The sequence below is a fragment of the Chitinophaga polysaccharea genome (genome assembly GCF_007829335.1).
Taxonomy (GTDB): domain Bacteria; phylum Bacteroidota; class Bacteroidia; order Chitinophagales; family Chitinophagaceae; genus Chitinophaga; species Chitinophaga polysaccharea_B.
Genome location: NZ_VIWO01000010.1, coordinates 100,103 through 123,799 on the forward strand (window position 1 = coordinate 100,103; position 23,697 = coordinate 123,799).

General features: G+C 48.4%; 20 protein-coding genes. 8 read left to right on the forward strand and 12 right to left on the reverse strand.

The genetic code is table 11. The features are described from left to right. The first annotated feature begins 1 nt into the window (after position 1). Entirely contained in the window at positions 2-694 is a 693-nt protein-coding gene (locus FHW36_RS26170; RefSeq protein WP_145673585.1) for a uracil-DNA glycosylase family protein, read from the forward strand. A gap of 18 nt (positions 695-712) precedes the next feature. Here FHW36_RS26170 and FHW36_RS26175 read toward each other — a convergent pair whose 3' ends face one another. The 10 genes from FHW36_RS26175 to FHW36_RS26220 all read right to left on the reverse strand — a co-directional run bounded on the left by FHW36_RS26175 (position 713) and on the right by FHW36_RS26220 (position 10,992). Continuing rightward, entirely contained in the window at positions 713-928 is a 216-nt protein-coding gene (locus tag FHW36_RS26175) for a hypothetical protein (protein WP_145673587.1), read from the reverse strand. 48 nt (positions 929-976) lie between these two features. Further along, a complete protein-coding gene (locus FHW36_RS26180) occupies positions 977-1,261 on the reverse strand; it encodes a DUF6881 domain-containing protein (protein WP_145673589.1) in 285 nt (94 codons plus the stop codon). 3 nt (positions 1,262-1,264) lie between these two features. Beyond that, positions 1,265-1,630: a hypothetical protein gene (locus FHW36_RS26185; RefSeq protein WP_186452604.1), complete on the reverse strand. Its 366-nt coding sequence runs from the start codon at positions 1,628-1,630 to the stop codon at positions 1,265-1,267. 141 nt (positions 1,631-1,771) lie between these two features. Further along, entirely contained in the window at positions 1,772-2,605 is an 834-nt protein-coding gene (locus FHW36_RS26190; protein ID WP_145673594.1) for a Rossmann-fold NAD(P)-binding domain-containing protein, read from the reverse strand. A gap of 392 nt (positions 2,606-2,997) precedes the next feature. Further along, a complete protein-coding gene (gene cbiB / locus FHW36_RS26195; RefSeq protein ID WP_145673596.1) occupies positions 2,998-3,954 on the reverse strand; it encodes an adenosylcobinamide-phosphate synthase CbiB in 957 nt (318 codons plus the stop codon). Then, positions 3,939-4,961, reverse strand: coding sequence for a pyridoxal phosphate-dependent aminotransferase (locus tag FHW36_RS26200; protein WP_145673599.1), 1,023 nt, complete (start codon positions 4,959-4,961; stop codon positions 3,939-3,941). The genes cbiB and FHW36_RS26200 overlap by 16 nt, the downstream gene beginning before the upstream one ends. A 12-nt stretch (positions 4,962-4,973) precedes the next feature. After that, entirely contained in the window at positions 4,974-6,443 is a 1,470-nt protein-coding gene (locus tag FHW36_RS26205) for a cobyric acid synthase (protein WP_145673602.1), read from the reverse strand. Between the two features lie 204 nt (positions 6,444-6,647). Continuing rightward, positions 6,648-7,580 carry a hypothetical protein gene (locus FHW36_RS26210; protein ID WP_145673604.1) on the reverse strand — a complete coding sequence of 311 codons (933 nt, stop codon included), beginning with the start codon at positions 7,578-7,580 and terminating at the stop codon, positions 6,648-6,650. A 91-nt stretch (positions 7,581-7,671) separates the two neighbouring features. After that, positions 7,672-10,284 carry a M1 family metallopeptidase gene (locus tag FHW36_RS26215; RefSeq protein WP_186452605.1) on the reverse strand — a complete coding sequence of 871 codons (2,613 nt, stop codon included), beginning with the start codon at positions 10,282-10,284 and terminating at the stop codon, positions 7,672-7,674. A 138-nt stretch (positions 10,285-10,422) separates the two neighbouring features. Then, positions 10,423-10,992 (reverse strand): HdeD family acid-resistance protein, encoded by a 570-nt coding sequence (locus FHW36_RS26220; RefSeq protein WP_145673606.1) that lies wholly within the window; start codon positions 10,990-10,992, stop codon positions 10,423-10,425. Between the two features lie 167 nt (positions 10,993-11,159). Here FHW36_RS26220 and FHW36_RS26225 point away from each other — a divergent pair, with 167 nt between their 5' ends. The 4 genes from FHW36_RS26225 (at position 11,160) to FHW36_RS26240 (ending at position 14,530) form a co-directional block, all read left to right on the forward strand. After that, positions 11,160-12,074, forward strand: a complete 915-nt coding sequence (locus FHW36_RS26225; protein WP_145673608.1) for an acyl-CoA desaturase — start codon at positions 11,160-11,162, stop codon at positions 12,072-12,074. An 89-nt stretch (positions 12,075-12,163) separates the two neighbouring features. Next, positions 12,164-13,156 (forward strand): L-glyceraldehyde 3-phosphate reductase, encoded by a 993-nt coding sequence (mgrA, locus tag FHW36_RS26230; protein ID WP_145673610.1) that lies wholly within the window; start codon positions 12,164-12,166, stop codon positions 13,154-13,156. Positions 13,157-13,465: 309 nt separating this feature from the next. Then, the gene (locus tag FHW36_RS26235; protein ID WP_145673612.1) at positions 13,466-14,041 is read left to right on the forward strand and encodes a Crp/Fnr family transcriptional regulator; all 576 of its coding nucleotides are present in this window, start codon (positions 13,466-13,468) and stop codon (positions 14,039-14,041) included. An 84-nt stretch (positions 14,042-14,125) separates the two neighbouring features. Then, the gene (locus FHW36_RS26240; protein WP_145673614.1) at positions 14,126-14,530 is read left to right on the forward strand and encodes a DUF4267 domain-containing protein; all 405 of its coding nucleotides are present in this window, start codon (positions 14,126-14,128) and stop codon (positions 14,528-14,530) included. Positions 14,531-14,722: 192 nt separating this feature from the next. On the opposite strand, the gene FHW36_RS26245 is transcribed toward FHW36_RS26240, so the two are convergent. Further along, the gene (locus tag FHW36_RS26245; protein ID WP_145673616.1) at positions 14,723-15,793 is read right to left on the reverse strand and encodes an NADH:flavin oxidoreductase/NADH oxidase; all 1,071 of its coding nucleotides are present in this window, start codon (positions 15,791-15,793) and stop codon (positions 14,723-14,725) included. A 185-nt stretch (positions 15,794-15,978) separates the two neighbouring features. Here FHW36_RS26245 and FHW36_RS26250 point away from each other — a divergent pair, with 185 nt between their 5' ends. The 3 genes from FHW36_RS26250 to FHW36_RS26260 all read left to right on the forward strand — a co-directional run bounded on the left by FHW36_RS26250 (position 15,979) and on the right by FHW36_RS26260 (position 21,872). Beyond that, positions 15,979-20,808, forward strand: coding sequence for a PKD domain-containing protein (locus FHW36_RS26250; RefSeq protein ID WP_186452606.1), 4,830 nt, complete (start codon positions 15,979-15,981; stop codon positions 20,806-20,808). 114 nt (positions 20,809-20,922) lie between these two features. Continuing rightward, positions 20,923-21,144 carry a hypothetical protein gene (locus FHW36_RS26255; RefSeq protein ID WP_145673619.1) on the forward strand — a complete coding sequence of 74 codons (222 nt, stop codon included), beginning with the start codon at positions 20,923-20,925 and terminating at the stop codon, positions 21,142-21,144. A gap of 5 nt (positions 21,145-21,149) precedes the next feature. Beyond that, entirely contained in the window at positions 21,150-21,872 is a 723-nt protein-coding gene (locus FHW36_RS26260; protein WP_145673621.1) for a phytanoyl-CoA dioxygenase family protein, read from the forward strand. Here FHW36_RS26260 and FHW36_RS26265 read toward each other — a convergent pair. Continuing rightward, complete coding sequence (locus tag FHW36_RS26265; protein WP_145673623.1) at positions 21,869-23,677, reverse strand: RagB/SusD family nutrient uptake outer membrane protein; 1,809 nt, start codon at positions 23,675-23,677, stop codon at positions 21,869-21,871. The two genes, FHW36_RS26260 and FHW36_RS26265, sit on opposite strands and share 4 nt — an antisense overlap. Positions 23,678-23,697: the final 20 nt, after the last annotated feature.

Consider the following 23,697-nt stretch of genomic DNA (forward strand, 5'->3'; position numbering starts at 1 on the left):
CATGACTATCGCCGATCAGATTATTAACTTCAACAGCCATCTGCATTTTCCTGGTAAGTTACCCGCTGGTATCCGTGTCATGAATCCCTTTAAAGAGGGCCCTGGCATTATGGATATTATGACGCAGTTTTATAAAAAATTTTACGACGATAAAAAGCCCCGGCAGCTAATCCTGGGTATCAACCCTGGCCGGCTGGGCTCCGGCGCTACCGGCGTACCTTTTACAGATACCAAAAGGATGTGGGAGAAGTGCGGTATTGAAATTCAGGGGCTGAAAACCCATGAACCCTCTTCTGTATTTATATATGATGTGATTGATGCTTATGGCGGCGTGAAGAAGTTCTACCAGCAATTTTATATCAGCTCCGTATGCCCGTTAGGATTTACCGCTGTACAGCCTGGAGGCAAGGAAATCAACTATAATTATTATGACAGTACCGCACTGACCAAAGCCGCCTACGACTTTATTATCAAAAGCCTGAAAAAACAGCTGGAATGGAATATCAGCCGGGAAATCTGTTATGTGATGGGAACAGGCAAGAACGCGGCCTTTTTGCAGGCCCTGAACGACAAGGAACACTTTTTCAAAAAAGTGGTTCCACTGGAACACCCCAGGTTTGTGATGCAGTACAAATCCAAAACCAAGGCAGTTTATATCGACAAATACCTACAGGCATTTGCCGACTTCGCCTGACCCCAGATTGTGGATTTATTACGCTGTTTGCCTGGCAATTTGTTCCGCAATATTGTTCAGCAATCGCATATCCAACCGGTGTCCGCTGTCGGTAGCGCCGGGCGCCCGCACATATCCATCTTCATCTTTTTCCATGGCAACCTCCTCCCCGTCTACATCCACCAGGAAACGCCCATGCGTACAAGGTCTTACATAAAACCGGCCGCCGGTTGTTTTAATCATAAAAGCATTCATAAGATCCCTTTTTTAAGAGATCTTAGCGCAAATCGCAGACCAGCAATGTCAGGACAAAAAATTAAAATATTTGTTCCAGATCCCTTCAAATTCGGCTGCTGAAATCTGTTCAGAGATCAACTGGGTGTCTGCCGAAAATTCTTCTATTTCGGGTATTACCAGGCCTGATAAAGCGGTGCCGCCAAAATGAAACTGGGGGCTGGCAATGCCGAAGCTACCATCCGGGTATATCTCTATTTTCCGGCTTTCAAAGCGCTGGGCATCGATTTCGCTATACAGGAGTTCGGGTTCATCTTTAAAAGGATGCAGCCAGGATATCTTGAGGTATTCCATCGCTTACATTTTTACCAACCGGCAGTCCCAGGTATCTTTAGGATGTTCCTCTACCGGGTCGGGTATTACCACCCCGGTTATCTGGTAGATATTTCCTTCTTCATGTAAACGGTCGCCTATCTGCGGCGTCAGCGAGTCTTTAAACCGGATCGTGGCAAGGATACCGAAAGATTTATAGCTATGGATTTTCACGATGTTCGCAGATCTTACGGGTGTCATAAATGCAACCTTTTTGCGATTGTGATCCCGGTAGAGGGAGAACATCAGCCAGATTGCTATGGCAAACAGGCTAAGTAACAGGAGATTCACGGCTTTTTTCAGGTTTAGGTAGTGATCAATATATGGTTGAATACGCCTCTCCGTTGGCATAGTAACTGGCAGAGGTCTTACAATATAGTGATTTTAATATATGTAAACAATTATTTTTATTTCTCCGGAGATGCCTACCGCGGTATTCCTGCGCTTTTCCCGGTACACCGGCCTGTGGACGTGCAACTGACGAAAAACTACCTATACCTGTCTGGAGGGTTGATTAAAAATCAGCAGTGGGTCATCGTAGATAAAAGTATAGCCCAGCTTATTTCTCAGTTTACTGGACCCCACTATTTTATAGGGTTGCTCTTCGGCGGGCATGCGCCGCGGCAATTGCAGTCCTATGGCCTGTGCAGCCGCCTTGTAGTAGGCGCAGCGCAATGGATGCCGGGTAGCACAGGCATTGAATACTTCTCCCCAGGCCTCTTTCTCAATCACCATTTGGATAACGCCAATACAATCATCCCGGTGAATGACATTCATCGGTTGTTCGTTTACCCGCTTCCCTTCCAGCAACCGGCGTTCGTCTGGTACCCGGTCGTAACCGATCAGGCCTCCGAAACGCAGCACGGTGGTTTCAAATACGGGCGACTCCATCAACAGAGCTTCCACCGCCTTTAACGCCTGTCCATTGGGGGTATCTGGCGTTTCCTCGTTGTCTTCCGTCACCAGCCCGTTGATATCGGCGTATACGGAAGTAGAACTCACAAATAATACTTTACGGATAGCGGTTGTTTCAACAAAACTGCGCAGCAGGGCTATTTCGGCGATATGTGCTTCTTTTCCTCTTTCCTTGCGGGGTGGGATATTCACAATGAGGATATCTGCATCCCAGAAGACATCGGGGCCAGACAACACCTCTCCAGACAACATTATTTCGTAGGCCTCCAATCCCAGCGCTTCCAGCTCCCTAACGCCGGCAGCCGAGGTTCTGGCTCCTTTTATGCTGTAACCTGCTGCCTGCAGATGCAGAGCCAACGGTTTTCCGAGCCAGCCGCAACTCAAAACACTGATCTTAGTTTGTTGAATCATATCACTACTTTACGTTTACACTACACGTTACATGGCCAGGAGTACCAATTTCCACCGGATTTCCTGCCCGTAAACAACCTTCCCTCAGGTGGCCGCGAAGATAAAAACATTTGATGGCATCTTTCCAAATCCGTCGAATATATAAAATATCGCCGCGGATATAGGTTCCCCCCTTTTCCCCTGGATGACTCCTTTTACCTTGCACCCGTATTCAAATGATGATTACAATTACAGAACCTATAAATGTCTTTACATGGAAATTAACAATTCGCGGCCCAGGAGTGGGCAACAGCCCAGCAGCCATCAAGGTATTTAGCCGGCCTCTCATCACTGTTTACACCCCTGATTTTAAAGACTATGAAAACCCCTGCCCGGCGTACCCCTACAAAATACTACCCCGCTTGTTGTACCTGCCACAGCAGGTAGTATTTTATGGCGGCGATACAAATCACCACCGTAAAGGTCACGGCATGATTCAGGAGCGCTACAGTCCGGAATTCTTCATGGGCAATGCTGCGGTCATTTTCCCCGATATACGGCTTATCTACCAGCTTTCCCTGGTAAGTGTTAGGACCACCGAAACGGCAATCGAGAATGCCCGCTAACGCGGCTTCAGGGTATCCTGCATTGGGACTGGTATGTGCGGCGCCATATTTTACGACGAAATACCAGGCACGGCTGCTGCCATACAAAATGATCATCAACCCGGCGGTAAGGCGCGCAGGAATGTAATTGGCTACATCATCCAGTCTCGCAGCAAAGCGCCCGAAATGCAGGTATTTTTCGTTCTTATAACCAATCATCGAGTCGAGGGTATTGATCATTTTATACATCATCATACCAGGGAGCCCCAGTACCGCATAAAAGCACAATGGCGCCACTACCCCATCGCTCAGGTTTTCCGACATCGACTCCATCACCGCTATCCGCACCTGGTCGGGTGTCAGCTCGGTGGTGTCCCGACCTACGATCCGCGACAAGCGCTGGCGCCCCGCCTCCAGTCCATTGTATTGCAGGGCATCAAATACCTCCCGGCCCTCCTTCAACAAGCTTTTATTAGCTAATGCAAAAAAGATGAAAATAGTGCTGAAACTGTAATAAGCCAGGGGCCATGGCATCAGCGCTTTCTGCATACCATAAAAAAAGAGATAAACTGCAGTACAACTGGCCACCGTCAATAAAGCACCTTTCCAGAAACGGGCGCCTCCTTTATTCAGCCTTTGTGTGCCGTAGTGAATCAGTTTACCATAGCCTTTTACCGGGTGTGGCCAGCTTTGGGGATCTCCTAATACAAGATCCAGCAGATACCCTAACAGTAATGGCAATACGAATTTCAGTATAAGGTCCATTGGCGCAAAGCAGTAGTCAGTAATGTATTGTCGGCAACGCTGCGACAGGCAACACGGCAATGGCCCTGTTCCAGTCCATAAAAATTGGTTGCATCGCGGATAAGAATACCATGATTTTCGAGCAGCCAGGCCTTCAGCGCCGCAGCAGTACCCGTCAATGTTTCAAAAAGAAAATAATGCGTATGGGTGGGCCAGACTTTGAACTCCGGCATTTTCCGGATGCTTTCGCGGAACCGGTAAGTTTGTTCCAGCAAAGTATCTGTTGGCAGCTGGAACTGACCAGGATGCGCTACAATATAGTAGCCTGCCTCCAGGGCCAGGCTATTGACCGACCAGGGCATTCTATACGCCCGCACCCGGTCTACCAGCTGTTTCCTGCCGGCAAGATATCCCAGTCTCAAGCCCGGAATACAACAGGTTTTGGTAAGAGAACGTATCACCAATACATTCGGCAAACGGTGCAGGTGCGGCAACATGGTGGCCGCATCGCGGGTGAACTGGATATAGGCTTCGTCAATGATGAAAATGGTGTGTTTATTCCGGTTTACCAGGTGTTGCAGCGACTGTTCATCGAATGCATGCCCGGTTGGATTGTTGGGATTACAGATAAATACCATATCCGTCATAAAAACGGTATCCCGGGTCAGCTTGTCCCAGAACAGGTATTGCACCTGGTGGCGATACAGCTTGCAGGCGTCGGCATATTCTGCGAAGGTAGGCGCTATAATGGTGGCAGTAGCGCCGGTAAAGGCCTGCGCCACGAGGTAAATAGCTTCCGTACCGCCGTTGGTGACCATAACAGTACCGGGAGTCAGCCCAGCCTGTTTCTCCAGCAGGGTTTGCAATTTCACGCCTCCCGCATCCGGATAATGATCTATATCGCTCACTTTGCCGGCCAGATGTGCTTTTAACCCTTCGGATAAACCTCCATACCAGACATTGGAGCTGAAGTCGGCTTTGATGGGCCGGTCAAACAGGTAGCCATCGTCCCCGTGTCCTTGTATCATAATGCAATTAAATTATAATTCCAGCGCCTTATAAACAGCCGGAATATCGAGATGTTCACGGATATGTGTTGCCAGTTTGTTATATTGTATTTCTTTGAATGCGCGATAGTCAAAATCCTTTACGGCAGTATCTTTGCCACATTGGGCCAGTAAATCATTTACCACTGTATCGTTGTCAAGTATGCCGTGCAGGTATGTGCCCCAGCATTTTGCATGGAGGAAATACCCATCGGTAGTGCCATCCGTGAATTCATTAAGCGGCGCGCGGTTTTCACAGCTGGTATCTCCCATATGTATTTCATATCCTTCACATAACTTATTTTGCTGACGGTAATAAAAGCTGCGTTGCCGGGTGACCTTTTCCGGGGTAAGTACCGTGGTTACCGGCAAAATACCCAATCCCGGTATGGTAGCTGGTGCTCCTTCCACCCCATCCGGGTCGGCTACCTGTAATCCCATCATCTGGTAGCCTCCGCAAATGCCAATGACTACCTTATTTCGTTTGTACGCTTCCGTTACAGCAGCAGCGGTGCCATTGTTCCTTATCGCCACCAGGTCGCCAATTGTATTTTTACTTCCCGGCAAAATAATGATATCTGCTTCAGCTAATACAGCCGGGTTGTCTGTATAAAAGAGATTTACCCGTTCATCTTTCTCCAGGGCATCAAAGTCCGTAAAGTTAGACATATGCCGCAATAAAACTATCGCAATATTAATGCGGCCGGTGTTCCATCCTTTTTGTTTCAACGATAGTCCCAAGGAGTCTTCTTCTTCGATATGAATATCATGAAAGTAAGGCAGCACGCCGATTACCGGTACACCCGTAATATCTTCCAACATAGTACGTCCTTCTGCAAAAAGGCGGATATCGCCGCGGAATTTATTGATAATGATGCCTTTGATTAATTGTCTTTCTTCCAGCGGCAGCAGGGCGATAGTGCCGTAAACGCTGCCGAAGATACCGCCGCGATCGATGTCGGTTACGAGGTATACCGCGGCACCGGCGTGTAGTGCGATGCGCATATTGGTGATATCGCGGTGCCGCAGGTTGAGCTCTGAGATGCTGCCGGCGCCTTCCATCACTACCGGGTTAAACCGTTGCGAGAGGCGGTTAAATGCCTGCTTTACCTCGTCGAACAAAGCACGTTTATCATCTTCCATGAAATATTCCCAGGCCGATTGGTTACCGGCGGGTTTGCCATGCAGCACCAGCTGGGCGGTTTTATCGGTAGTAGGTTTGAGCAGTACCGGGTTCATATCTGTGTGACAGGGAATGCCTGCCGCTTCTGCCTGTACGGCCTGTGCACGGCCTATTTCGAAGCCTTCGGGCGTAGCATAGCTGTTGAGCGACATATTCTGCGCCTTAAACGGCGCCGGCGTATAGCCATCCTGTTTAAATATACGGCAAAATCCCACAGTGATCACGCTCTTGCCTACATCAGAGGCAGTACCCACAAACATAACCGGCCGCAGTTGTTTCATATATTACCCGCTTTAAACGGGAACGAAGATATTAACTTTCATAAAAGAATTCTTTCTTGCATGGCATGAAATCGCAGTGGTCTTTGCTGGCGCCACAATACGGCGCCAGCAACGACCACTGCCCGGCAATTTTCCTATAGGATGCTACATTTACAAAAAAGTATCGCCTGGAGCATTTCCAGGCGATATTTTTCCAGACAGTAGCTAGTGTTTGTTCGTGGTCTGTTCCACTTTCTCTAATCTTTCTTCCAGCGACTTATTCTTTTTATCAAGCTGTATAATGTACAAGCTCAGCTCTTCAATTTTCTGCAGCAGTTTTTTATTGATATCTCCTAGGTCGAGCCCATTGTCTGCAACTTCTTTTGCAGAAGGAATTTCAGGCAAATGCTGATGTGTCAGGACATACTGTTCCAATTCTGCAATGCGGGGCAGGTGATAATCTTTTCCAAATACATAATCCGGCCAGCCGGTTTGGCTAACCTTTATTTTGGTGGCGAGAATATCGCCATATACGGCTAGTTTGGCTTTAGGTGTAAAAGTACCGATACCTACGTTTCCGGTGGCATTGGATACAAACAAGGAATTGGCCAGGTAGGTATCATTGAGGGTCCGGGATTCAAACGGTACCTCGTAAGCGGTGGTGCCGGGATCTGCGGCAGCGGTCATGCTGTGTGCCCAGCTCCCATAGGCACTTAATACATGGTAAACACCCATGCCAATATAGCTGCCATTACTAAAATAAACATCATAGGCGGTGGCAGCCGTACCGGCGGCATTGGGTAGAATACGGATAGCCGTAACACCCGCTATTGATCGACCGGTTCGTGTAGCATAAGCTGAAAAGGCAAAACCATTCACTAAACTACTTCCGTTGCTCGTTCTGATTACCAATTCTGTATATCCCATCTGATCCAGGCCTGCATTGAAACCATTCCCTCCATAAATCGTTATTACAGCATCGGCCCCTCCTTGCTGCAAGGTAAGCGTTCCCGCTTTGACCCAGCTTGTCTGGCCCAGGGTGGCATTATTGGTGGTTCCGGTAAAATTAATTTGCGCAAAAGTGGATGGAATACTCAGTACAAAAAGTAATAATAGCATCCATGAAAAACGGCTAACAGTAACAGGGTCAATCATCATTATTTTTTTAGGTATAAGAGAATAGTCCGAAGATAAAAAAAGCAGTTAGTATAACAATATACCAACTGCTTTTTCTTATAAAAAGAATTTCTTACCACTTAAACACCTCATCACTCAAACCACCGTTTATCACGGCCTTTTTCAGGGTGAGGCTATTATTATATCCCCCTATATTTGACTGCATTTTATGCGGCATCAGGATACCGCCTTCTTCTCGGTAGTCGGCATAATCGGTGGTGGTTTCGCTACCTCCGCCGCTTTCCTGGCCTACCAGGGCGATGCTTCTTACTTTAAATCCGGTTTTGGCATCGTAGTAGTTTTTTACCAGGGCGCCATTGGGCGTGGCAATGCTTACCACGTAGGCCGGCGCACCGTTTACATCTTCCATGGTGGGCGATAATTCCAGCTTGGCATTATACTCCGGTGCTGCAAAATATAGTTCCGGGAAGAGCAGGTTTTTATCTTTCAGGATAGCCTTGTCGGAGGCAGAAAGGGGTACTTCCTGTCCGCTGCGGGCTATGCGTACTTCATTACCATTGATCAACAGTTTCATGGCAGTGAGACTGGCAATGGGAATGTATACAGTTTCGAGGCGTTTGTCGGGGGTAGCTTTGATGTGCAGCTCCATCTGTGTACCGGAAACATCTCCTTCTTCATCCAGCACCAGGTCTTTTACTCCTTTTAATTTATCGGCGCCACCAATGGCATCGATATACCGCTTCAGCACAGTAGCACCTGTAGTACCGGCAGGTACAGGGATACCGGTATCTGCTTTCCAGCTGTTGTTAGCGGGTTTAATGTCAGGAAAGTTACCGGCAGGATCAATCACTACGCTACTCAGTTTTACCGTAGACGGATAGTGGAAAGTCCAGCTGGCGCCACGTTGCCATATTTCTACCGGCAGGCGTACCGTATCTGTTTTACCGTTTACATCTTTTATTGCGACAACTACCGGCATCGGCATTTGCTGCAGGTTTTGTATGGTAATCAGCGCCCCTTGTGCAGGATCATTTTTAACATACTGTACACCTTTCACTGCCTGATCCAGTTTCCAGGTGCTGAAGAACCAGCCGCGCCAGAACCAGCTGAGGTCTTCTCCTGCAACATTTTCGATAGTGCGGAAGAAGTCCCACGGCGTAGGATGTTTAAATGCCCAGCGCTTAATGTATTCCCGGAAAGCATAATCGAAACGATCGGGTCCTAAAATTTCATTGCGCAGCAAGTTCAATCCCATAGCAGGTTTAAAATAAGCTGCCACGCCATTGTACGACAAGTCAATCACATCAGGGGTATTCATGATCGCTTCTGCCCTTGGTGAAAACAGCAGGGCGGCCATGCGTTGAGCGTTCTGCGGACTGTTGTATTCTCCCTTGTTGAATTGCGCTGTAGAGATCCCGTTGATGAAAGTATTAAAGCCTTCATCCATCCAGGCATATTTACGCTCATTGGTGCCTACGATCATGGGGAACCAGTTGTGCCCGAATTCATGATCTGTAACGCCCCAGAGGCCGCCCCTGGTGGATTTTGCGGAGCAAAAAACAATACCGGGATATTCCATTCCGCCTACGATACCGGCTACGTTGGTAGCTACGGGGTAAGTGTAGGAGAACCATGTTTTAGAGTAATGTTCAATACAGCCTTTCACATATTCTGTAGATCTGCCCCAGGCATTGCTGCCGCCAATTTCAGGTGGATAAAGCGACTGGGCCAGGGCTTTTTTACCGCCGGGCAGGTTGATGCGGGCAGCATCCCATACGAATGCGGAAGAGGCGCCCCAGGCTACGTCGCGGGAGTTTTTGCAGACGAAATGCCAGGTACGGTTGCCTTTAGCCGTGTTATTCTTTACTTCGACGCTATCACGGATCATTACCGTCTCCTCGCTGTTGCGGGCTTTGGCCAGGCGGCTGATTTCTTTGGGCGACAATACCTGCGCTTCATTTACCAGTTCACCTGAACCACCCAGCAGCATATTGGCTGGAGCCGTGATGCTGTAGTCGAAGTTGCCGTATTCGAGATAAAATTCAGACGCTCCCAGGTAAGGAATATTATTCCAGCCGAGGATATCATCGTATACTGCCATACGGGGATACCATTGGGCTATTTCGTAGATCCAACCGTTGGGTGTACGTAGCCGTCCGTTGCGATCGGTGCCGTATTCGGGAACCGTATAGGCGTAGTCGATCTTTATTTGCAGTGAGGCGCCTGTTTTCATTGCGTCTGCCAGGCGTATCTGCATGCGGGTATCATTTACCAGGTAGTTGGCAGCCATTGTTTTGCCATTTACGACCAGGTTAACGGCCTTCAATTCAAATCCCTGTGTAAAGCTGCGGTTGGCAAACCGTTCACCGGTAGCAGCCACTGTAGCGGAACCACGGGAACCTTCGCGGTAAATGTTCTGGTCCAGTTGCAACCATAGAAAGGGCAGTTGATCGGGGCTATTATTCTTGTAGGTGATGAGTACGGAACCACTGATCCGGTGTTGGGTGGTGTCGAGGGTCACTTCCATTTTATAGTCCGCCGTATTTTGCCAATACTTAGGGCCGGGCTGGCCGCCGGCGCTGCGGTATTCATTGCCCGGTGCAGGATAAAACAGGGGAGCGAAAGCTTCATGCTGGTCATATACCGGTGCCGTTTGGGCCATGCTCTGTTGTACTCCCGTGCTCAGTAACAAGCACGCGATAGCATAGATTTTGTTGATTTTCATCGGAGCGATTAGATTTAACTAAATCGAATATACTGAAAAAGCGGAAAGCAAAAAGCTATTGTAGCGAATGATCTTAGCGAATTGTTAAACTATGCTTTGGTCATTCGCTACAATAGCTTTTTGCTTTCTGCTTTTACGCTAAAGATCGTGCGCTTTTTTAAAAGCCTTTATCCGGAAGGCGAAAATAATGCTGAGGATACCGGTAGCCCAGAAAGCTGCGGCCATGAGGCCCAGTATGGCGGCAATACCGAGGGCGGGATTATCGAGTATAAAAATGGCGATAATAATAAGTACTATCCCTCCTACCAGTAACCAGCCCCAATTGGGGATACCATCTGTTTGCAGCTGTATCGAAAACCCTATCAGGCTAATACCTTTAAACATAAACCAGAAAGCAAGGAATAACGGGATTACTGCCATGCTCACCGCCGGGTACAGCATGAGGATAATGCCGATTACTACGTCCACAATACCTGATGTCAGGGACCATCCCCATCCGGTGTGATGTTTACGGTTGCTGAGCGCAAAGGATACTTCAAAGATCCCTGTCACAAAAAAAGTAATGCTAAAAAAGATACTTAATAGCACATAGCTGCTGAAAGGGTTGGAAAAAACAATACCTCCTGCGATCAGGAATATAATACCGTTGAGCAAATACAGCCACCAATACTTCAGGTTGTTCCGGATGCCGGAGATAATTTGTGACATAAAGATTATTTTAATGTTATAAAACGATCGTATTCATTTTTCTCTAACACATCCGGGTATAAAAAGTTCGACAGAACATGACCGCAAAAAAACGGGGAAAAGCACTTAACTTTGCCCGAATGATTTAAATCATAGAATTAACAACAGACGGAAATTATCTTTGTGGAATGAATAAGGCGATCAAGCAAGACAGACAACCACCCAATTGGTGGCATCAGGTAGACTTCTTGGGTATTCACGCAGTGCCCTTGTTAGCGTTTTTCACTGGTACAACAGCATTTGACTGGATTTTATGCGGAGTTTTGTACGTAGTACGCATGTTTTTTGTGACAGCCGGCTATCACCGGTATTTCTCGCATCGCGCATTTAAGACGTCGCGATTCTTCCAGTTTATCCTGGCGGGCGGAGCGCAGAGCAGTTTACAGAAGGGCGCATTATGGTGGTCTGCCAATCACCGTATCCATCACAAGCATAGCGATACGCCGGAAGATCCTCATTCGGCAAATGTATATGGCATCTGGTATGCCCATATTGGGTGGATTATGGGTCCGGAATACAAGCCAACCCGTTTTGACCTGATCAAAGACCATAAAGCGAAAGAATTATTATGGCTCAACAAATGGCATATGGTGCCTGCTGTTGTATTGGCTATCGCCGTATACTTTGTAGGTAATAAAGTAAATGGTACCGGTTGGTTTGATTGGTCGGCCGGCCTCTCTACCCTGTTGATCGGCTTTTTCCTCAGCACGGTATTATTATACCATGGTACTTTCACCATTAACTCACTCATGCATAAAATTGGTAATAAAAGATATTATACCGGAGATGAATCCCGCAACAGTGCTATCCTGGCGCTGATTACCCTGGGAGAAGGCTGGCATAATAATCACCACTACTACCAAAGCGCGGCCAGACAAGGTTTTTACTGGTGGGAAGTAGATATTACCTACTATGTTATCAAAGTATTGGGTTTACTGGGCATTGTATGGGAAATACGCCCGATTCCTGCCAAGCTGAAAGAAAGTAATAAACTGAAGCAACTTGCTTCTTCCCGGGTACCGGTAGAAGAAGTTACGCACTAAACAGTTTTCCATCGTATAGAAAGGGAAATGTACCTGCTGGTATGTTTCCCTTTTATTTTTTATCTTGGTTGCCTAAAATTTAAAATTCCATGCATTACGCTCCTGCAGCCGACAGATACAACAACATGACTTATCAGCGTTGTGGTAAAAGCGGTATCCAGCTGCCAGCTATTTCACTCGGCTTATGGCACAACTTCGGTTCAATAGATAATTTTGAGAACGGACGCAGTATTATCCGGCATGCCTTCGATAAAGGGATTACCCATTTTGACCTGGCCAACAACTACGGCCCGGTACCTGGCAGTGCAGAAGAAAACTTTGGCCGCATACTGAAAAAAGATTTTTCCGGGCACCTGCGCGATGAACTGATCATCTCGTCCAAAGCCGGTTATACCATGTGGCCCGGCCCTTACGGCGACTTTGGCTCCCGCAAGTATCTTATTTCCAGCCTCGATCAAAGCCTGCAACGTATGCAGCTGGAATATGTAGACATTTTTTATTCCCATCGCCCCGACCCGAATACGCCCATCGAAGAAACCATGGGCGCGCTGCACAGCGTTGTTCAGCAAGGGAAAGCGTTGTACGTGGGACTTTCCAACTACAACGCCGAGCAAACCAAGGCCGCCCTGGCAGTACTGCAATCGCTTGGTACACCCTGCTTAATTCATCAGCCGAAATACAGCATGTTTGAGCGTTGGGTAGAAGGCGGTTTGCTGGATGTACTGGAAGCTAATGGCGTAGGCTGTATTCCATTTTCGCCGCTGGCCCAGGGCCTGCTAACCGATCGTTACCTGCACGGCATCCCTGCCGGATCCCGCGCCAGCAAGCCTTCCGGCTTCCTGCAAGAAAACGACATAACACCGGAGAAAATTGAGAAGGTGAAAAAGCTCCATGCTCTGGCGCAGCAACGCGGGCAATCCCTCGCACAAATGGCGCTGGCCTGGATCCTGAAAGACAAACGGATCACCACCGTACTGATAGGCGCCAGCTCTGTAGCGCAGCTGGACGATAATCTTGATACACTGAAAAATACCAGCTTCAGCAAAGAAGAACTGGACACGATAGAAACGATATTAAAATAAACGGGTAAGAAGAGGCTGTATCATAAATAAATGATGCAGCCTCTTCTCATGGCATATCTGCCGTAATGAACACCCCCTCGTGTGTTTTAGCCCCGTAGGTCACCATCGTTTGTTCATCGCCATTGCTGGTTGTCTTTTTGAACTTGCATTTTTTTACTTCGATGGACTGACGGTTATAAATAGATGTCGATTTCAGTATTGTATGTAAGGTATTCTAAATTGAACCTCTCCCTGATTTTAATTACCTCATGCTGGTTGCGAGGAAGATATTCATATCTTCGAATCTTGACCATCTGAAACTTAACGGACATGCACCTACAGCTTATTAATGCCATATCTTACTTTATTCACTTGGAAGAAGAAGAAAAAGAATGGATCTCCTCCAGGTTTATTATCAAAAAATATAAAAAAAATGACTACTTTCTCCGCGAGGGACAGGTATGTCGCGAGGTAGGCTTTATACAAAGCGGCCTTGTAAGGTATTGTTCCATCCGCGAAAACGGAGAAGATTTAACGCTCGACTTCAACAAAGAGATGGAGTTTACCTGTAACTACGCTAGCTTTCTGGATCATTCGCCTTCCACAAGTGGCATCCAGTGTCTTGAATCCTCCACCATCCTATGCATTTCTTGGAATGATTTGCAGGAGCTATATACGCATGTGCGCGAAGGGCAGAAGTTTGGCCGTCTGGTATGCGAGTTCCTATATGTACAGGCCATCAGAAAGGTAAACTCACTGTACAACAACGGTCCGGAGCAGCGCTACCTACAGTTCCTGAACCAGTATGCCGAAATTGCTTCCCGCGTACCACAATATTACATATCATCTTACGTGGGTATCAAACCACCATCATTGAGCCGCATCAGAAAAAGGCTGGCAGAGTGAATTTATTAACCAGGGTGAACAAACCGGGACTTTTGCCGCAATAGCTTTGTGAAAACAAACAATCACTAATTAAAACACAAAGCCATGAATAACACCCTTCGTAAATCCGCTTACATTGCCAGCTTCTTCTCCGGTGCCATGTTAATCTACATTGGAACACTATTCTTCTTGACACCTGCTGCTGCCGAAGCCGGCTACGGCGTTCATACCGGCCAACACAGTGTATTCGCCTTCCATTACATCAAAGGGATCCGCGATTTTGCCAGTGGTTTGCTTATGCTAGTATTACTGTTGAATAAGGAGTTCAGGGCGCTAGGCTGGCTCATGATCTGTATGGGTATCATCCCTGTAACCGATTTCCTGATTGTGCTGAACGATGCGCACCAGTTTACTAATGCGCTGTACGCCCATGCCATTGCGGTGATCCTCTGCTTCCTGCTCGGCGCTTACTATCTGTTCACAATTAAAAAACCGGTTAATGCTTTTTAATATTATCCTGTCCCTTCATTTCGACGCCTTCGCCAGCTATCTCATTTATCTGGGCGCTCTTTGGCATGAAAGGGGCGCAGGCAAACGCAGCAAAGAGGAAAACAGCTTAGCACTTTAGACGATCCTGACAAACCAACATTATGTTGATAAAAAAAGAGGTTGCATCATTTATTTTATGATACAGCCCCTTTTTTATTTCCGGTACTTCGCACGTTCGTATTGCACCGGCCATTTCACCGCCGCATCCAATTCATGCGCGGCCCTTAACGGGAAATAAGGATCTCTTAACAGTTCCCGCGCCATGAGCACCATATCTGCTTTGCCCTCATCAATAATACCCGCCGCCTGTTGCGCCGTAGTGATCAGTCCCACCGCGCCGGTGGCAATGCCCGCTTCTTTTCTGATCCTTTCTGCAAAAGGCGTTTGATATAGCGGACCAATACTTATTTTCTGATGGGCGGCCAGGCCTCCGGAAGAACAATCGACCAGGTCTACTCCCTTATCTTTCACGATAGTGGCCAGTTTCACCGATTCATCCAGGTTCCACCCCCCTTCTGCCCAGTCGGTGGCGGAAATGCGCAGCAGTAAAGGATATTCTTCCGGCCATACGCTGCGCAGTGCGGCGATGGTTTCCAGTACCATACGGATCCTGTTTTCAAAGGAGCCACCGTATTCATCGGTACGTTGATTACTGAGTGGAGATAAGAAGTTATGCAACAGGTAGCCATGCGCTGCATGTAGTTCCAGTACCTGGAAGCCTGCCTGGTAAACACGTATAGCCGCGGCCTTGAAATCATCCTGTATTTTACGTATGCCTGTTTCCGTAAGGGCCTCCGGTTGGGGATATACGTCGTTGAACGGAATAGCGCTGGGGGCTACTACCTGCCATCCGCCTTCTGAGCGCGGTAAAGCGTGGCTGCCCTCCCAGGGGCGTACTGTGCTGGCTTTCCTGCCCGCATGAGCCAGCTGCATCCCGGGTATGGCCCCCTGGGCGGCGATGAAAGCGGTAATGCGTTGCAGCATCGGAATGTGTACATCGCTCCAGATACCCAGGTCATGAATAGAGATGCGGCCTTCCGGTGAAACAGCCGCCGCTTCGGTGAGTACCAGTCCTGCACCTCCTACCGCCCGGCTACCGAGATGTACCAGGTGCCAATCGTTGGCGAATCCATCCGTAGAAGAATATTCACACATAGGCGACACCGTGATACGGTTTCTCAGGGTAATTTTCCTCAATGACAGAGGACTGAACAATTGTGACATAATCGGCTGCTTTTAAGTGGATTAAAATTAAGCATTAATTATATGGTTAAGACAGCCTCCTCTAGGCCCTTTCTCCCGGAAATTATCCGTAAAAATACCCTACTTTTGGCGCATATACCTATTGTACGATGGTCCTGTACCCTGTCAAGCACTCATTTGTTGCCTCTTTTTTTCTGAATTTATGTGTGTGTTTATGTTTAGCTATTTCAGCAAAAGGACAACAAAAGGCTGATTTTACCGCTTCGGTAACAAGCGACTGTGAGTCTGTGATGACTACCTTCACCGACCAGTCCACCGGCAGTCCTGTGTCCTGGCAGTGGGATTTCGGCAATGGCAATACCGCTACCAAACAAAACCCTGGCGCCACCTATGTACAAACGGGCAACTATACCGTTACCCTGAAAGTAACCTACGCTGATGGCAGCACCCAAACAGTAACAAAAGCAGATTATATTCATGTAAGGTCTAAGCCCAAAGTAGATTTTGTAGTTTCCGCCAACAAGGGCTGTGCGCCATTCGCCACTTCTTTCACCGATAAGTCGCAACCAGGCGATGGTACCCTCCAGAGCTTCAGCTGGGATTTCGGAGATGGCGGCGTGGCACTGAATGCAGGCAGCACCGCCAATTACACTTACACCGTACCGGGCATCTATAATGTTATCCTGACGGTAACTAACAGCTACGGATGTACGAACTTTAAGACAATGGAAAAGGCCGTTGATGTAGCACCGGCTATCCAGGCTGATTTCACCGTAACAGATAAAATGCTTTGTAAAGCCCCCGTGGATGTACTGTTTCAAAATACTTCGACTGGCACGGGCACCCTTTCCTATAAATGGGAGTTTGATGATGGCAGTACCAGCACTCTCAAAGACCCGGGAAAGCATACCTTTACCACCAAAGGTACTCACCAGATCAAGCTAACGGTAACGAACGAACGGGGTTGCACCGGCACCAAAACGGTCAACGATATCAATGTGGCCAACTATGCCACCACCCTGACCGTGCCCACGCTGGCCTGCAGCGGCCAAAGCAGTGATTACAGGGCTGTTTTTTCTCCTGTGCAGCCACAAAGTACCATCTGGGAATTTAACGGCTCTCCTTACTGGTCTAACTCCGACTACGCCACTTATTACAACGGCGCTGCCGGCCCACTCACGGTGAAGGTAACCGCCCAGTATGGCAACTGTACCGATGTGGTGACAAAAACAGTGGATGTAAAGCAAAGTCCTACGATACAACCGGTTACCGATAATAAGCTGATCTGTAATGTGCCGGCTACCGTGGACTTCAAGGCAAACAGCACCGGCGCCATCGCCTGGAAATGGGATTTCAATGACGGTGGTACCGCTACTACTGCGAATGCTACCCACGTATATAACCAGGAGGGCTATTTCGACGTAACATTGATGGCCACCAGTAAAGACGGATGTAGTATCAGTAACAGCCTGTGGCTGAACATCCGCAAAACAGAAGTCCGCATCTACTCAGCTGCGACCAATGGCTGCGAAAACCTGTCTACCAACTTTTACGCATATACCAGTACCGGCGACGAGGTAAAGACCTATTTATGGCATTTCGGAGATGGCAACACCTCTACCGAAGCTACGCCCACATATGAATATGCCAAGGCCGGATTTTATACCATTTCAATGGACTATGTTACGGTTAATGGTTGTAGCGGAACGGCTTACCTGACCGATAAAGTGGCTGTTTATAAAAAGCCTACCCCCGACTTCAGTTCTCCGGATGCACCGGAGATTTGCGGCAATACTCCCGCTACCTTTATCAATAAGTCAGATGTAGGCACCGACTGGTACTGGGAATTTGGCGATGGCGGATATGCCTCCGGCAGCACGGTTACCCATAGCTATTCCGAACCTGGCACCTACGATGTGACCCTGGTGGTAAACAATGAAACCTGCCGCAATAAGATTACCAAAAAGGCTTATATCACCGCGGTGAACCCATTCCCCCGCTTTGATATCAACCCGGTTGACTGTTCCAAACGTACTACCGTTAGCATTACCGAGCACTCCCTGGGCGCCACCAGCTGGAAATGGAGTTGGGGCGACGGCAAAGAAACCAGCTACACCACACACACGGATATCGTTACCCATGAATATGATAAAAGCGGTACCTATACCATACAGCTCACTACCTCTGATGGACATTGCACCACACATATCAGTCATACCGTTACTATCATTGCCCTTTCCCCGGTGGTGATTACCACCAATAAAACAAAGTTGTGCAGCAATGACAATGTGGTGGCCAGTATCGTTTCTGAAGATGCCAGCATTCATGACTCCTATTATCCCGCCCGCTGGGAACTGGACGGTGGCGGCGGTTATGGATACGCTGATTATAAAACCTATACCTATAGCGGACTTGCCCCTGGCAAACATGTGATAGGCCTTCAAATCGTGGATAAGGTAGGATGTTACCATCCCAGCAATGATATTGAGATCAATGTAAAAGGACCTGTTGCCGGTTATCATCTCCCCGGACAAATTCAATGCAGGGGAACAGAAGTAACCTTTACAGACAATACAGATGTTAGCCATAGCAGTGGCATTAAAAAGTGGGATTGGAATTGGGGAGATAACACACCCGTTCAATCATTTACCAGCGGACCTTTTAAACATACCTACCAACAAGCCGGCAGTTATTTTGTGCCTTCCGTTACGGTCACTGATAACGATGGTTGCGTGAACACCTATAACCAGCAATATTTACAGGTAAACGGACCCAATGCTGACTTCTCCGCCGACTACTACCTGATCAAGCCAGGCGATTACGTGAATTTATATAACTCCTCTACTGAAACCGGTGGCACTATTGTCAGTTACAAGTGGGACCTGGGCGATGGCACCACCAGTAATGAAGCCTATTCCCTTTCTCATCAATATCCAAACAAGGGTATTTACCCCGTGAAACTGCAGTTGACCGATGACAATGGATGTACCGATGAAAAAACGAAGAGCATTAAAGTATCTGCCGTGGCTGCGGGATTCACTTATACTTCTTCGTTTGTGAATGGCGGCACCTGTGCGCCTATGCTGTTCCGTTTTACCAATACCTCTACCAACTTCAGCTCCTGTGTATGGGATTTTGGAGATGGCGCCACTTCCGACCAGGTATCTCCCAATCATACCTATGTAGAATCGGGGCATTATAAAGTGACGCTGAAAGTGAAGGGTGATGCAGACACCGAAGACGAATACAGTGAAGTGATGGTGGTAAAAGGCCCGTATGCCGCTATCCAAACCAGTGCCGAAGGAGGCTGCCTGGAAAAGGAAATTCTGTTTACAATTAAGCCCGAAAATGCTACCACCTTCAGCTGGGACTTTGCTGATGGTAACGTAGAGCAGACCACCGCGCTGGAAATAAAACACCATTTCACGGCACCCGGTATATACAAGCCACGGTTGCTGTTGAAAGATGATGCCGGCTGTAAAGGCAGCGCCTTGCTGGATCATCCTATTGTGATCGACCAGCTGGATATTAAGCTGCATCCTACGCCGGATAAAATATGCGATCAGGGTACGCTTACCTTTGCGCCGGTGTTCAACAGTTATTCCGTGGAAGAGATGAAGATCCCTCCCACTTTTACCTGGACTTATGATGCATCGCTGACGCCTAAAAATATTACGACCACTACACCTGAATTTTACCTGGACCAACCTGGCACCTACAAATTTGGCATGATAGCCAGCACCAAATATGGCTGCACTCAAACCGTGGAAGTGCCGGTAAACGTATACCCGAAACCGTTAGCCGCTATATCGGGTCCCGACCAGGTATGTAAAGATATATCGATCAGTTTCAGCGGCAGCGTTACCAAGGCTACAGATGTAACCTGGGCATGGGACATGGGAAATGGCCATAGCAGCACCTCACAGCAACCTGTTGCCCAGTCGTACGATCAGCCCGGTGCAGCTTCCATAGTGCTCACCGTTACCAGTGCAGAAGGCTGTACTGACCACATCGTACATCCATTGCAGGTATTGGCTTTACCCGATATCAAGGCAAGTACGCCTTCCCCATTTGTATGCCTGGGTAATACCACCCAACTGCACGCAGGCGGTGGCAGCACCTATGAATGGACGCCCGCGCTGGGGCTGGATCATGCCAATATCGCCGAGCCAAAGGCCACCCCCCTGACGACCACCACCTACGAGGTAAAGGTGACTGACAACAACGGCTGTGTGAACACGGATAAAGTAGACCTTCGGGTAGTACAGCCATTTAAAATACAAGCTACTCCTGATACCGTATTATGCCTGGGAGATAAGCTTCCATTGTGGGCTACGGGGGCAGACTATTACAAGTGGCAGGGCGCCGGTATCAGTCAATCGACAGATGCCGCACCGGTGGCAAACATAACGGCTACAGGCAACTATCCTTACGAGGTAACCGGTTATGATAAAGAAGGCTGTTTCTCCGACCATACTTCCCTGACGGTAGCAGTACATCCCAGTCCTACGGTGAGTGTAGGACCCGACCGGGAAATTATGGCGGGCATCCCGGTATATCTCCGGAGTGTTACCAGCAACGATGTGGTGAGCTGGCGCTGGTCGCCGGCAGATGGCGTAGATTGCCCTACCTGTGCGCAGGTGCAGGTGCTGCCCAACCTTACCACCCGTTACCAGCTGGAAGTTACCAACCGCTATGGCTGTAAAGCCAGCGATGACGTAACGATTCACCTGCTGTGTAATCAAAGCGCCATCTACATGCCGAATGCCTTTACGCCTAACCAGGATGGCAGAAATGAATTTATATATCCCAAAGGAAAGGGTGTGAAAGAAGTAGCCTGGCTGCGTATTTATGACCGTTGGGGCACCCTGGTATTTGAGAATCATCACTTCCCGGTGAATGTACCTTCCGCTGGCTGGGATGGACGCCGGGGCAGCAATAGAGCGCCCATAGGCACCTATGTTTTCTTTATGCAAACCGTTTGTGAAAACGGGCAAACATTTGAATTCAAAGGCAATATTACCCTGATCAAATAATTTAACGAGGTAGATACCCTGCTTACCCAATTCCGGGAATGGCAGAAAATATACGTTGACGAATTTAATCTCCTGGTAGCCCGCAAAAAAGACAACAGCAAGGAATATTATAACATGAAAACGGATACCGTGCACCACACTTTATCCTTCTGGAGTGAGCGGGATACGGTACATTTGCGGATCGGCGACCAGCTGGCTGCTCATGGGCTACTTATGCTGGAGAGTAAAATGAACGGGGATAGCCTGCATATAGCCCTGAAGCAGCAGGATCTGAATGCCATGCCGCTGATCAGCCGTGGCTTTCATTGGGTCAACGAGTATCCATTTAACTGGTAATGTACATGCAAGATCACCACCTTTCCACTTATGCCGCCGGGTTAGATACAGCCGGGTTTACCATTATACCGGACGTATTTTCTGCTGCTGCTGTAGATGCGATGTTGACTACTATTGCCGGCGCCGATCAGACAGGTCCCAATTTCAGGAGGACCGCCGACCTGTTTGCCATCCGCAGTTTTTTACAGGAAGTACCGGCCATAGCAGCGCTGGTATTTTCTCCTGCGTTGCAACAGATCGTGCGGCAATTATTGGGGGAAGATTATTTCCTGGTAAAATCTATTTACTTCGATAAACCCGGCGATTCGAATTGGTTAGTAGCCTGGCACCAGGATTTAACCATTTCCGTAGCAGCAAAACTGCCGGTGCCGGGATATGATCGATGGTCTGTAAAGCAGGAGCAATATGCTGTTCAGCCTCCTGCCGATATCCTGGAAAGCAACTATACGATACGTATTCACCTTGATGATACCGATGAACAGAACGGGGCTTTAAAAGTACTGCCCGGCACACACCGCAAGGGGATATACCGGGCAGATAGCATAGATTTCGGCGCAACGCCGGAGGTATGTTGCGCCGTTAAAAAAGGGGGCGTGATGATGATGCGTCCATTATTGATGCATGCCTCCGGGCGTAGCAGCAATGGACATAACCGGCGGGTGATCCATCTCGAATTCAGCAACCGTACCCTGGCCGGTGGGCTACAATGGGCAGAACGGCCGGCCTAATAACCATCATTTTGTTTTAAGGTGGGGCTACCGCCTTTTACGCTCAGGTCTATCTGTCTTTGCGGAATCGGGTATCTCACATTTTTGGGTGCAAAGCTACCGGTAGCAATGTCTGTCGTGATCGTTTTTTCATACGTAAAATAGCGGGTGAGCTCTGTTTGCGCAATGCCCCAGCGTACCAGGTCGAAGTAACGATGTCCTTCCATGGCCAGTTCCAGCTTACGCTCAAATCGTATTGCCTTCATGGCCCAGGCTTGTCCCCCTGCGCTGAACTTACCTGCCGGCCAGGCCTCCATTTTATAATTGGCTGCCGGAGTGTTGGTATATCCAGCCAGCGGATGATCCGGATCGATGTAGGTTTTTACCCAGCCTACCGGGTTGGCAGCTCTTTCTCTCACCGCATTAACATGATCCTGTGCGATGTCGAGGCTACCGGCCATGGCCTGGCACTCTGCCGCCATCAGCAATACATCTGAGAAGCGGATGAGCACATAGTTAATGGCATTTCCCGGCGCCCAGCCGTTGCCATCGTAGTATTTATCCTGGGTAGCCTGCATATATACATTCTTGATGGCAGCATAAGGGCCGGCAGATTGCTGGTTACGTACCCAGTCATTACCCGGGTGATTGCCCCAGTCCAGGAAGGGAATACCCCGGCGACCTACGGTCCAGTCGAGCCGTGGATCCAGGTTTCCGGCATCTGGTGTAAATGGCTCATTGCTTCCAATGGCCATATCATTTTTCACCGGATGCTGATTAAAATCATCCAGGTAGGGCAAGCCATTCGGGTCGGTGCGGAAGGAGTTGACCAGGTCTTGTGAGGGCTGATAAAAACCACAACAGCTAAAAGGACCATTATAAGGGTAATTCAGCATCTCTCCCTGGTTAGCGTTACCGGTGCCCCCGGAGCCATCGTTAGCGCTGTACTGGATCGAAAAAACGGCTTCGCTGTTGTTTTCGGTGAAAGCATCGAAGTTATCGTGGAACTTTGTCACCAGCGCAAACTTCGTTCCTTTGGCGGTGACGCCATTAGCTATCACATCTTCAAAAATAGGCATGGCTTCCGCATATTTTTTCTCATAGAGATAAGTTTTGGCCAGGTAAGCTTTAGCGGCCCAGCTGTTGGCGCGACCTATCACATCTTGTATTTCGTTGAGATTATCGGCGGCAAATTTGAAGTCGGCTTCAATCATGGGCCAGATGTCTTTATCGTTGGGCACCTTGTAGTCATCCACATGCAGCTGGGAATAGCTGGCGGAGTTTTCATCTACCCAGGGGACGTGATCAAACATCTTCTTCAGATCGGAATAAAAATGTCCGCGTAGAAAACGGGCTTCCGCTGCCAGTTCTTTCTTTTCATCGGCGGTCATATCGGTTACGTTGTTGAGTACATGCAGCACGAAGTTGCAGCGGCGTACGCCTTCATAATCTACCCTCCATTTATCGTTAAAGAAACCGTTGGTGGCATTGCCTACGAATGTAGCAATCTGCAGGATGGCCGATGCATCGCCTGGGTCGCTGCCTTTATGGGCATCCCCACCGCACACGCTGCCATAAATCCAGTTGTCGGGCGACACAGCATAGCCGCTGCCCCCCGAGAGGTTAACCATATCGCCATCTTTAAAATCCTGTCCGTCGAGCGCACCATAGGCTCCTATCAACAAGGTATTTACGCCTTTTTTATTGGTGAGGGCAGCTTCTTCCAGGGAAGATTGCGGCGTGCGTTGCAGGAAGCTTTTGCTGCATCCCGGCGCCAGGAGGATAACCGTAGTTGCGCCCAGTAGTATATGATAAAATGATTTCATGATCATACTTTTTTAAATGA